Raw genomic sequence first — 10,846 nt, forward strand, 5'->3', positions numbered from 1 at the left:
GCCCTCCAGCAGCCAGGCCTTGACGATCTTCTTCTGGAACTTGTAGGTGATCTCCTCCAGGTACTTGTCCATCTCGGGATAGTCCTCCAGGAAGAGCTCATGCCAGTGCTCGATAAGGGCGTTCCAGCGCTCCTCACGCACGTTCTTGTCGTCGGTGTCCATGGCGGCCTTGGCCTCGTCCATGGTAGCCTCCACGATCTTGTCGAACAGCTCCTGATCGAAGTCGGCGTGATCGTAGGTCATCTTCTCCTTGCCGATCTCAGCCACGATCTGGTTGATAAAGGCCACCTGGGCCTTGATCTCCTCGTGGGCCTTGACGATGGCATCATACATGATGTCGTCGGGCAGCTCCTTGGCGCCGGCCTCGATCATGATGACCTTCTTGTCGGTGGCGGCCACGGTCAGGTCCAGCTGGGAGTTGTGCTTCTGCTCGTTGGTGGGGTTCATGACGATCTGGCCGTCCACATAGCCCACCTCCAGGCAGCCGATGGGGCCAGCCCAGGGAATGGGGGAGAAGGCCAGGCAGGCGGACACGCCGATCATGGCGGTGACCTCGGGAGAGCAGTCCCGATCCACGCTCATGACGGTGGCGGTGACCACCACGTCGTTGCGGAAGTCGTAGGGGAAGAGGGGCCGGATGGACCGGTCGATGACGCGGGAAGCCAGCACGGCGGGCAGGGAGGGCTGACCCTCACGGCGCATGAAGGAGCCGGGGATACGGCCCACAGCGTACAGCTTCTCCTCGAAGTCCACGCTCAGGGGGAAGAAGTCCACGCCGTCCCGGGGACGGGGGGACACAGTGACAGCCACCAGCACGGTGGTCTCGCCATAGGTGACCATGGCGGACGCGGTAGCCAGCTCGGCCACCTTGCCCACGTCGATGGTCAGGGGACGGCCCGCCACCTCAGTCTTGTACACATGACGGTTGGTGAATTCCTTGTGCTTGATCACGGTTGACATGGGGAAAATCCTCCTTTTCATTGGTGTTTCCCCACCCGCCAGAGCCTGACTCTTTTAGCACTTGAATCCGGGTCCGCAGGCCGTCAGGCCCAGATTCAACTGCTAAAAGTATGCTCTGAGGAGTGGGAAGAAGGGGTGGCACGGAGGTCCGCGCCACCCCTATTCAATACATAATTACTTACGGATGCCCAGCTTGGCAATGATGGCACGATAGCGCTCGATGTCCTTGGCCATCAGGTAGTCCAGCATCTTGCGGCGCTTACCGACCATCTTCAGCAGGCCGCGGCGGCTGTGGTTGTCGTGCTTGTGGATCTTCAGGTGCTCGGTCAGCTCCTGGATGCGGGCGGTCAGAATGGCGATCTGCACCTCGGGAGAGCCGGTGTCAGTGGGATGAGTGCGGTTGGCTTCGATAACAGCAGTCTTTTCGTCCTTACGGATCATGGTTAGGTTCCACCTTTCAATCAATGTGCCCGCGGGCTGCGTGACCGGCCGGTGTAAGCCGGGAGACGAAGTCCGGGGTAAATATCGTCTGTTCACAGACTTAGATAGTTTATCATAGTCTGGCCCCATTGTAAAGGATTCATTCGGAAAATTTGGGGTCTTTTTTTGCTTTTTCAGCGGTACAAAGCCGCCTCCGGCTCCTTCAGCCACTTGCCGAATTTATAATAGATCAGCAGGGCCACCGAGGTGGTGAGCCAGGTGATGGGGTAGCTGGCCTCCACCATGACGATGGTATGGTACTGGGGCACCACCAGGAAGAGCCACAGCAGCCGCAGGCCGCACACGCCGAACACCGAGATGAGCATGGGCACCAGGGACTTGCCCGCTCCCCGGATGGCGCCGGGCAGCAGCTCCACCAGAATATAGGTGACATAGCAGGGAGCCAGGAAGACTACCATCTCCACGCCGATCTCCAGCACGTCGGGGTCGGGGGTAAAGATGGACAGGATGGGCCGGGCCAGCAGCACCAGGAAGGCGCTCATGGCAATGGTGATGATGGCGCTCATGCCCACCGAGATTTTTACGCTCTTTTTCAGCCGGTCGTATTTGCCCGCCCCGTAGTTCTGCCCGGCGAAGGTGGTGAGGGCCTGGGACAGGGCGGTGATGGTCATCCAGAACAGGATGTCCATCTTGCCGTAGGCCGTCCATGCGGCCACCGCGTCGGTGTCAAAGGAATTGATACAGGCCTGAATGACGATGTTGGAGGCGGAGTACATCACCGACTGGAGGGCGGTGGGCACGCCTACCTTCATAATGGCGGACATGGGCTGCCGGTGGAGCTTGAGCTGGCTGGGGAAGAGCTGGAAGGGGGCGCCCTGGGAGCGCATGAGGGAGATCACCACCAGCACCGCCGACAGCACCTGGGAAGCCACGGTGGCAATGGCCACCCCCAGCACCCCCAGGGGAATGACCACCACCAGCAGCAGGTCCAGCACGATGTTGCACAGGGATGCGGCAATGAGGAAGTACAGGGGACGCTTGGAGTCGCCCACCGCCCGGAGCACGCCGGTGCCCATGTTGTAGATCACGTTGGGGATCATGCCCAGGAAGTAGATCCGCTGATAGAGGATGGCCCCAGGCAGGGCGTCGGCGGTGGTTTCCATGGCCCGGAGGGCCCAGGGCGTCAGCACAAAGCCCACCACGGTAAAGACCGCCCCAATAATGACCGACAGAAGCATGGCGGTGTGGACGCTCCTGTGGACCTCCTCCCCCTGGCGGGCGCCGTATCGCTGGGCGATGACCACCACCGCGCCGGCGGCCAGGCCGGTGAAAATGCCCACGGTCAGGTTGACGATGACGCCGGTGGAGCCCACGGCAGCCAGGGCCACCTTGCCTACAAACCGGCCCACCACCACCGTGTCCACCGTATTGTACAGCTGCTGGAAGAAGGTGCCGAACCACAGGGGAAAGAATAGGGCTAATAGTTGTTTCCAGATCACGCCCTGGGTGATATCGCCCACGGGACGGGCCAGACGCATGACAGATCCCTCCAGAAAAAGTAAACTGACGCGGCCAGAGCCGCAAGAGGATTGTACACGGTTTCCCCGCAAAAGGCAAGGGGCGGCATCTGCCGCCCCTTGCCTTTTGCAGTTATACTCGTTCCGGCCCAAACACCTTGGCCTTGTAGTAGGACTCGGCGTTGTACAGGGCGGCCGCGGGGTTGTGGCCCAGCACCCGGTCCTTGGCCACCAGGGTGGTGACCAGAGCGTCGGAGTATTTGTAGAACAGGCTGTCGTGACCTACGCACAGACCCACCACGATATTGAGCTGAGTCCCCGCGGCGTTGAGCATTTTGGCCTGAAAGATGGGGTTGCAGGCGGCGGAACCGCAGTCAATACAGCTGCGTGTACAAGCTTTTTCTTCCATTATGATCCTTCTTTCCCAGGGTATGGACCGCCCGTCAGGGCGTTTTCTTTATTTTAAATACAAAATATACCGGTTGTAAAGCCCCCAGGCCCCTTTTTCGCCGGGCTTGACAGTCCAATCGGGCAACCCTATAATAAGTAATATTATTATAAGTATCATTATTATATGGAGGAGAACCTATGGAATCGCTCCACTACCTGCTCATGAAGGCTCACACCATGCTGAACCGCCAGATCATCACCCGGGCCCAGGAGATCGGCCTGTCTCCCGGCCAGCCCAAGGTGCTGGAATATCTGCTGCTCCACGGAGAAAACAATCAGAAGGCCATTGCCGACTTCTGTGAGATCGAGCCGGCCACAGTAGGAAACATTCTGCTGCGGATGGAGCAGGCCGGGCTCATTACCCGGGGCAACCGGGAGGGGAACCGCCGCTCCCTGTATGTGACCCTCACGCCGCTGGGGTGGGAGGCCGCCCTGGGCATCGAGCGCATCTTTCAGGCTCAGGAGCAGCTGGCCTCCGCCGACATGACCGGGGAAGAGGTGGAGCAGCTGCGGGTCCTGCTGGACAAATTCTGCCGCTCCGCCCTGAGAGAGGCGGGTGACCAGGTATGAGAACTGCCCGTTTCGGCCAGCGGCTGCTCACCCTCTGTGTGGGCCTGCTCATCATGGCCTTCGGGGTGGCCTTCTCCATCAAGGCCGGGCTGGGCACCTCTCCCATCTCCAGCCTGCCCTATGTGGTTAGCCTGTTTACTCCCCTGACGGTGGGCGTTGCCACCATCGCCATGCACTGCGTCCTCATTCTGCTTCAAATTCTGCTCCTGCGGCGGAATTACCATCCCGTCCAGCTGACCCAGCTGCCGGTGGCCATCTTGTTCGGCTACCTCACCGATTTCGCCGTATGGGCCCTCCAGCCCATCCCGGTGACCTCCTATCCGGAATCGATACTGCTCTGCCTGGTGGGCATTCTGCTGGTGGGAGTGGGGGTCAGCTGCGAGGTCAACGCCGGCCTGGTAACTCTGGCCGGTGAGGGGCTGATTCTGGCTGTCTGCCAAACCTTCCGCCTCCCCTTCCCCAGAATCAAGGTCTGCTTTGACTGCACGTTGGTGATTCTGTCCATTATCCTGGGTGTGATCTTCCTGGGTCATCTGGCCGGGGTACGGGAAGGCACCGTGGCCGCGGCAATATGCGTGGGTCTGGTATCCAAGCAGGCCACCCGGCTGCTGTTCCATCCCGATCCCGCAAAAGCCACATCATAAAAAAAGCGCGGACCTGCCTGACAGGTCCGCGCTCTTTTGTTTAAGGACAGGGAGACAAAATGGGGGCACAGGCGCCGCTGCTCTGCCAGTCCTCCCACCGGCGACGGCACAGCTGGTGAAAAGCGCTGGCGATGTGGATGAATTCCTGGGGGAGAAGGCTGTCCGCCTGGGCACGGATCCCCTCCATGGCGGGAGGGATACGGCCCTGGACCCAGGCCTCCGTTCCACCGGCCTCCACGGTGTAGTAGGTCCAGGCGATGGAACCGGCCATGGCTCCGGTGGTGTCGCAGTCGCCGCCGATGGAGACGGCGCCCCGGACCGCGTCCTCAAAGTCGGCGGACTCCAGAAATGCCACGATGGCCTGGGGCACCGAGCCCTGACAGGACACGTCAAAGTGGTAGTCTGCCCGGATGGAATCCAGGGTAAAGTCCAGGGAATAAAAATGCTCGGCCACATACTGCCGGATCTCCTCTTTGGAGGCCCCCGTCTTGGCCAGGAAGAGGGCGGCGGCCACCGCCTCCGCACCTTTGATCCCCTCCGGGTGGTCGTGGGTGACGGCGGCGCTGACCCGGGCCAACTCCAGCGCCTCCTCCAGTGTCACCGCCGCCAGGGCACAGGGGGAGACCCGCATGGCGGAACCATTGCCGTAGCTGCCGTAGGGCGCAGGGTTCTCCCGGCGGAGCCAGTCGGCAAAGCGTCCGCCGTAGGCGCCGGTGGGATGGGGATATCTGCGGCCGAAGTCCTGCATTACCTCCACCAGCAGCCCCGAAAAATCCCGGTGGTTCTCCGGCTCCTGCTGACGGAGCAGGATGGCCTGGGCCACGGCGGCGGTCATAATGGAGTCGTCCGTATAATCGCAGCCCGGCGAAAACAGCGGGAAATCCTTTGTCTTAATGTTGTTGAATTCGTATTTGGAGCCGACGATATCGCCGATGAACGCACCATACATAGGGATACCTCCCAATCAAACTTGATGGTGAGAGTATACCGCACCTTAAGGGGCGGCGGGTCGCATACCAGGCGACATCCTGGGCCTGGGCGGCTCACAGACCGTCCCGCACCAGCCGGGCGGCGGTCTCCACATGAACGGTGCGGGGGAAGAGGTCCACGGCGGTGGCGGTGTCCAGCTTGTACCCAAGGGCGGCAAACCGCTTCACATCCCGGCCCAGAGTAGCCGGGTCGCAGGACACATAGACCACCCGCTGGGGAGCCATCTGGGCAATGGTGGCCACCACGTCCTCCGCCAGCCCCTTCCGGGGCGGGTCCACACAGATCACGTCGGGGCGCACTCCCTCCCGGGCCAGCTGCCGGGCGGCCTCGCCGGCGTCGGCGCACAGGAACCGGGCGTTTTCAATGCCGCTGCGGCGGGCGTTCTGAATGGCGTCGTCCACCGCCTGGGGCACCACCTCGGCCCCCCACACCATACCGGCCTGCCGGGCCATCACCAGGGAAATGGTGCCGATGCCGCAGTACAGGTCCAGCACGGTCTCGGTGCCGGTGAGCTGAGCCAGCTCCACCGCCTTGCCGTAGAGCACCTCGGTCTGGTCGGGATTGACCTGATAGAAGGAGGGGACGGACAGGCGGAAGTCGGAGCCGCACAGGGTGTCGGACAGGAAGTCCTGTCCCCAAAGCGTGCGGTAGGAGTCCCCCAAAATCACGTTGGTATGGCTCTTGTTGACCCCCAGCACGATGCCCACCAGGCCGGGCTCGGCCGCCCGGAGGACGTGCACCAGCTCGCTCTCCCGGGGGACCCCCACGCCGTTGACCAGCAGGCAGCACAGGCTCTCCCCCCGGCGGTTGGTGCGGACATACACATGGCGTACCAGGCCCGTCCTGGCCTTCTCGTTATAGGCCGGAATGGAATACTCCATCATCCAGTCCTTCACCGCCCCCCGCAGGCGGGCGGTCGCCTGGCTCTGGAGCAGGCAGTCCTTCACATCCACCACCTTGTGGGTGCGGGACTGGTAGAATCCGATGCGGGGGCCGGGGGCAACAGGAAATTGTGCCTTGTTGCGGTAGCGGTCAGGCCGGGCGGCCCCCAGAATTTCCGTCACATGGATATCCGCGCCCCCCAGACGGCGGAGGCAGTCCTCCACCCGGGTGCGCTTGGCCTCCAGCTCCTCGGCATAGGTGATGTGCCGGAAGGCGCAGCCGCCGCAGCGGTCATAATAGGGACAGTCGGGGGTGATCCGGGCAGGGGAGGGTTCGGTGATCTCCCGCACCACGCCCCACAGGGCGGAGCGGCCCACATGGGTGAGCCGCACCTGGCACAGCTCGCCCCGGACGCCCCCCTGGACAAACACCACCATGCCGTCCAGCCGGGCCACACCGGCGCCGTCGCTGCTGTAGCCCTCGATGCGCAGGGGATAGGTATGGCCTTCCAGAGGCTTATTGGGCTGCATACATACTCACGTCCTTCAGCGTATCATAGGGAATGGTGACCTCCACCGGGGAGTGGATGCCGGTCAGGGTGTTGCCCTGAATCCAGAACACATAGCCGTCGGAGGTGAGGCAGAACTGCTCCGGCTGGTAGGCCGCTGTCACAGCCGCCTGGGTAAAGTCCCCGGCGGACAGCTCCGGGCTGGCCAGGAAGGCCTTCACCACCCGGTCCTGCACGGCCTGAGCGTCGGTAAAGAAGTCGGTAAAGGTCAGCTTGATGCCGGTCTGGGGATCAAAGTTCTCCCCCAGCTCAAACACGGTGGGGTAGGCCGCCCCGCTGTTGATGTACCAGGTGCGGCGGATGCTGATGACCTGATCGGTGGAGAGCACCACCTCATAGCTCATCTCCTCGGTGACCGGCGTAAAGGAGAAGCCGGCGGCCTTGGACACGTCGCAGTCCGCCACCACCTGCTCATAGTTGGCCTCGGCGCTCTCCATGCGGCTGGCGCCGTCGGCCTTGTACCAGTCGTTGATCACATCGCCGGCAGGGCAGGTGTCGGTATTCTGCACCATGGGCAGGGTATAGCGCACCGTCATGACCTGGGTGCCGTCCCCGGCGGTATAGGTCTGGGTAAAGACCTGCTCCCCCCACTGGGGCGGTTCGGGGGTGGGGGTGGGTTCCGGCGTAGGCGTGGGGGTAGGGCTGGGGGTAGCCGTGGGGGTGGGCTCAACCGTGGGGGAGGGGGTGACCTCCGGAGCCTGTCCGCCGCAGGCGGTCAAAAAAAGGGCCAGAGCCAGGGCGGCAGCCCCGGTCAGAATGGTCTGTTTTTTCATGGTAACCTCCATTGTACTGTGGGCGGCAGGCCGCCCGGCGCATGAGATGATTTAGACATTTTAACACCCGCACCCCTGTGCCGTAAATGGAAAAACGCATTCTGTAAACATTTGTGACCATTCCGGCCCTCAGGCCGCGCCGCTGAGGAGGGCGGCCAGTACCCCGCAGCATGGCAGGGTGAGAATGGACAAAAGGGTGCTGACGGTGACCAGCTGGGCGCTGGTGGACACGTCCTGATGATAACGCTGGGCGAACATGGCGGTAATGCTGGCGGTGGGCACTCCGGCCAGCAGCACCAGGGTGCAGTAGAGGTCGGGCTCCGGGTGGAGGGGGTAGAGGATCAGGGCGGTGAGCAGGGGCATGGCCACCAGCTTGAGGCCGCAGGCCAGAAGAATGGCCGGGCTGCGGAACACCGCCCGCCAGTCGGCGTTGGCCATCTGGGCCCCGATGATGACCATGGCCAGCGGGGTGTTCATACTGCCCAGAAAGCTGACGGCGCTGCCCACCATGGAGGGCAGGGTGATCCCGCACAGGAAGAGTACCAGGGCCACCACCGTACCCAGAATCCCCGGATTGAGGACGGCCTGTTTCAGGGAGACCTGCCTGCGCCCTCCCATGAGCACCACGCCCTGGCTCCAGTTAAAGGCGTTGAACACCATGAGATTGATGACGCCGTAGACCATGGCCTGCTCACCCAGCACCAGCTGAATCAGGGGCAGGCCCATAAAGCCCACGTTGCCGTAGAGAGTGCCGAAGCGCAGGGCCTTGCCGGTAGCGGGGTTCTGCCGCCGGAACAGGGGAATGGACAGCAGGCAGTAGAGCACGTACAGCCCCGCCACCAGCAGGGAGGTATATCCCATGGACCCCAGCAGGGCAGGGGTCCGCTCGATCTGCATGGAGTCTACCAGCATACAGGGGAGCACCACGGTGAGCAGCAGATTGGTCATCTGCGGAATGGCCGCCTGGGTCAGCAGCCCCCGCTTGGCCAGGGCAAAACCCGCCGCCATCATCAGAAACATGGTCCCCACCTGGGAGGACACCATCAGCAGATAGTCCACCATTGCCGTTCCCTCGTTTTTGTACAAAAATTCGTTTTATTGTATCATTAAATGGGGATAGAGGCAAGGCAGCAGGCCCTCTCCGGCGCAAAAAGAAGCAGCCGGCGCGCAGACGCGCCGGCTGCCGGGATCATTCATACTTTTTGCCCACCAGGTAGAGGGGGAGAAACAGCCCGCCCAGGGTGAGGGCCAGGATGACCCCGATCTGCGTCATTTCCCACAGGGTGGGGCAGAGCAGCCCCAGCGCCAGGGACAGCAGGGGCATACCCGCCATAACGGCGCAGGACCACGCCCGGCCCACCGTAACGATGTGGGGCCAGTTGCGGTTATTGAAGTTCAGGCCGGGCACATTCATGCGCAGCGGCCCGTCCCGCACCATGCCCAAGGGGTACCGGTCATAGACCTCCGGCAGAGTGAGCCGGGTAAAAAAGCAGAACCAGGCCCCAAAGATGGCCCCCAACAGCACCGGGGTCCACAGGGCCTCGGGCACACCGGTCCACGCCCAGTTGGCCCACAGTCCCAGGCCTCCCGCCAGCAGGGAGAGCACATACCACAGGGGCCACAGGCTCCTCTCCTGCCAGGCCCGCTTGGGCCTGCCCCCGGCGCAGCGGATGGCAGTTTTTACCACATCCTCCACCGCCTCCGGCTCCAGGGGTTTCTCCTGCCGCTTGCAGAGCAGCAGCTCGGTCACCGTCACCCCCAGCAGTTCGGACAGGGGGATGAGCAAGGCGGTGTCGGGGATGCTGGCCCCCGTTTCCCACTTGCTCACCGCTTTGTCGGTAATGTGGAGCTGTTCCGCCAGCTCCCGCTGGGTCCACCCCTTCTTCTTCCGCAGCCCGGCCACAAAGGCCCCGAAGGCCGCCTTGTCCATGTCGTACACGTCCATCACCTCGCCCCTCCAGCATACCCTACGGCGGGGAATTTGGCAACCGAACAGCGGTAGAGTGCCCGGCTTGCAGGGGATTGGGCTGATGCTGCTGAGTCTGCTCCTGATCGTCGGCTTCAACAGCGTGGGCTGGCTCTATAAAATATGTAACGATGGTGACCAACGGGTTGGTGCCCGGTCCAGCCCTCTCTTGTAAATTCAGATAGAAACGCAAGATTATTGACATGATGGATGATGGGTAGTATGATTATATAAAATCTAATGGAAAGCGAGGTGCTCAATTATGAGAAATAACAGAACGCTCACAAAATCTGAATATCTTTTGAGGACCTCGGTTGTATTATACTAGTTTTTTATAGAATCTTTTGCCGTGGTTTCTTAACCACGGCTTTTTGTTGCAATCTTCTGTCCTCTATAGATATTCATACAAACTCGACTTATCAATGAAGTCAGAACAATTTATGGAGGAATTTATGATTCATCTCAGAAAAATTACAGAAGAAAACTTTATTGACGCATTTCATCTCAAACTTGCGCCTGGACAAGAACGCTTTGTTTCACATCCGATTCGCAGTCTGGCACAGGCTTATGTTTACAGAGAGCAATGCCAGCCGTTTGGAATATATGAGGATGAAACGATGGTTGGCTATGTTATGGTGATTTACGATTATGATATCCCTGAATATGACATCTGGCATATGATGATCGATGAATCCTATCAGAAACGGGGCTATGGCAGCGCTGCCTTGGATCGGGTGCTGGATTACATCAAATCCAAACCTTTTGGCTCTTCCAATCGGGTCACCTTAACCTGTAACAGAGAGAATATCCAGGCACTGAATTTGTATCAAAGCAAAGGCTTTACAGAGACCGGAGCAGCAAACGAAGATGAAATAGAGCTATCCTTGATGATGCAGTAACAAATTCCCAAGCCTCAGCGGGCTTTGCTGACTTTGGACCTCCCCGCAGGAAAAGACGGTATGCAACCCCTCCACGGGGCGCATACCGATAAGGTAAAATAAGTTTCGCAAATTAAAAATGGATAAAAAGAGACATGGTTTGCAGATCTCTGGTAGAATGAAGTTGCGACACACCATTCGAAAGGA

General features: G+C 60.8%; 10 protein-coding genes and 2 pseudogenes. 3 read left to right on the top strand and 9 right to left on the bottom strand.

Going from position 1 to position 10,846, the window contains the following annotated elements:
- The 4 genes and pseudogenes from IHN22_RS11030 to IHN22_RS11045 form a co-directional block, all read right to left on the bottom strand.
- A pseudogene (locus IHN22_RS11030) lies at nucleotides 1-960 on the bottom strand (polyribonucleotide nucleotidyltransferase); the annotation flags it as partial.
- 174 nt (nucleotides 961-1,134) lie between these two features.
- On the bottom strand, nucleotides 1,135-1,401 hold the full coding sequence (gene rpsO, locus IHN22_RS11035) for a 30S ribosomal protein S15 (protein ID WP_087188508.1): 267 nt from the start codon (nucleotides 1,399-1,401) through the stop codon (nucleotides 1,135-1,137).
- Nucleotides 1,402-1,574: 173 nt separating this feature from the next.
- Nucleotides 1,575-2,939 (bottom strand): MATE family efflux transporter, encoded by a 1,365-nt coding sequence (locus IHN22_RS11040; protein ID WP_191435356.1) that lies wholly within the window; start codon nucleotides 2,937-2,939, stop codon nucleotides 1,575-1,577.
- A gap of 112 nt (nucleotides 2,940-3,051) precedes the next feature.
- Nucleotides 3,052-3,282 (bottom strand): annotated as a pseudogene (locus tag IHN22_RS11045) (DUF1847 domain-containing protein); the annotation flags it as partial.
- Nucleotides 3,283-3,506: 224 nt separating this feature from the next.
- Between IHN22_RS11045 and IHN22_RS11050 the strand changes: the two are divergent.
- Complete coding sequence (locus IHN22_RS11050) at nucleotides 3,507-3,938, top strand: MarR family winged helix-turn-helix transcriptional regulator (RefSeq protein WP_191435358.1); 432 nt, start codon at nucleotides 3,507-3,509, stop codon at nucleotides 3,936-3,938.
- The gene (locus IHN22_RS11055) at nucleotides 3,935-4,582 is read left to right on the top strand and encodes a YczE/YyaS/YitT family protein (protein WP_191435360.1); all 648 of its coding nucleotides are present in this window, start codon (nucleotides 3,935-3,937) and stop codon (nucleotides 4,580-4,582) included. Before IHN22_RS11050 ends, IHN22_RS11055 begins: the two co-directional genes overlap by 4 nt.
- A gap of 40 nt (nucleotides 4,583-4,622) precedes the next feature.
- Here the strand turns inward: IHN22_RS11055 and IHN22_RS11060 are convergent, their stop codons facing one another.
- From IHN22_RS11060 to IHN22_RS11080, 5 genes are all read right to left on the bottom strand, one after another.
- The gene (locus tag IHN22_RS11060; protein ID WP_191435362.1) at nucleotides 4,623-5,531 is read right to left on the bottom strand and encodes an ADP-ribosylglycohydrolase family protein; all 909 of its coding nucleotides are present in this window, start codon (nucleotides 5,529-5,531) and stop codon (nucleotides 4,623-4,625) included.
- Between the two features lie 94 nt (nucleotides 5,532-5,625).
- Complete coding sequence (gene rlmD, locus IHN22_RS11065) at nucleotides 5,626-6,984, bottom strand: 23S rRNA (uracil(1939)-C(5))-methyltransferase RlmD (protein WP_191435364.1); 1,359 nt, start codon at nucleotides 6,982-6,984, stop codon at nucleotides 5,626-5,628.
- Nucleotides 6,971-7,795 carry a hypothetical protein gene (locus IHN22_RS11070; protein ID WP_191435367.1) on the bottom strand — a complete coding sequence of 275 codons (825 nt, stop codon included), beginning with the start codon at nucleotides 7,793-7,795 and terminating at the stop codon, nucleotides 6,971-6,973. Before IHN22_RS11070 ends, rlmD begins: the two co-directional genes overlap by 14 nt.
- A 129-nt stretch (nucleotides 7,796-7,924) precedes the next feature.
- Nucleotides 7,925-8,857, bottom strand: coding sequence for an AEC family transporter (locus IHN22_RS11075; RefSeq protein WP_191435368.1), 933 nt, complete (start codon nucleotides 8,855-8,857; stop codon nucleotides 7,925-7,927).
- 127 nt (nucleotides 8,858-8,984) lie between these two features.
- A complete protein-coding gene (locus IHN22_RS11080) occupies nucleotides 8,985-9,740 on the bottom strand; it encodes a helix-turn-helix domain-containing protein (RefSeq protein WP_191435370.1) in 756 nt (251 codons plus the stop codon).
- A gap of 473 nt (nucleotides 9,741-10,213) precedes the next feature.
- Between IHN22_RS11080 and IHN22_RS11085 the strand changes: the two genes are divergently transcribed.
- The gene (locus IHN22_RS11085; RefSeq protein WP_191435371.1) at nucleotides 10,214-10,660 is read left to right on the top strand and encodes a GNAT family N-acetyltransferase; all 447 of its coding nucleotides are present in this window, start codon (nucleotides 10,214-10,216) and stop codon (nucleotides 10,658-10,660) included.
- The last annotated feature ends 186 nt before the right edge of the window (nucleotides 10,661-10,846 follow it).

Origin of the sequence: Flavonifractor sp. An112 (genome assembly GCF_904377885.1) — a bacterium.
In the GTDB taxonomy this organism is placed as follows: Bacteria; Bacillota; Clostridia; order Oscillospirales; family Oscillospiraceae; genus Flavonifractor; species Flavonifractor avicola.

Excerpts from the sequence above, each read along its gene's own strand:
- IHN22_RS11070 (WP_191435367.1), bottom strand. The coding sequence starts at position 7,795 with ATGAAAAAACAGACCATTCTGACCGGGGCTGCCGCCCTGGCTCTGGCC.
- IHN22_RS11040 (WP_191435356.1), bottom strand. The coding sequence starts at position 2,939 with ATGCGTCTGGCCCGTCCCGTGGGCGATATCACCCAGGGCGTGATCTGG.
- IHN22_RS11075 (WP_191435368.1), bottom strand. The coding sequence starts at position 8,857 with ATGGTGGACTATCTGCTGATGGTGTCCTCCCAGGTGGGGACCATGTTT.
- IHN22_RS11080 (WP_191435370.1), bottom strand. The coding sequence starts at position 9,740 with ATGGACGTGTACGACATGGACAAGGCGGCCTTCGGGGCCTTTGTGGCC.
- IHN22_RS11055 (WP_191435360.1), top strand. The coding sequence starts at position 3,935 with ATGAGAACTGCCCGTTTCGGCCAGCGGCTGCTCACCCTCTGTGTGGGC.
- IHN22_RS11060 (WP_191435362.1), bottom strand. The coding sequence starts at position 5,531 with ATGTATGGTGCGTTCATCGGCGATATCGTCGGCTCCAAATACGAATTC.
- rpsO (WP_087188508.1), bottom strand. The coding sequence starts at position 1,401 with ATGATCCGTAAGGACGAAAAGACTGCTGTTATCGAAGCCAACCGCACT.
- IHN22_RS11085 (WP_191435371.1), top strand. The coding sequence starts at position 10,214 with ATGATTCATCTCAGAAAAATTACAGAAGAAAACTTTATTGACGCATTT.
- IHN22_RS11050 (WP_191435358.1), top strand. The coding sequence starts at position 3,507 with ATGGAATCGCTCCACTACCTGCTCATGAAGGCTCACACCATGCTGAAC.
- rlmD (WP_191435364.1), bottom strand. The coding sequence starts at position 6,984 with ATGCAGCCCAATAAGCCTCTGGAAGGCCATACCTATCCCCTGCGCATC.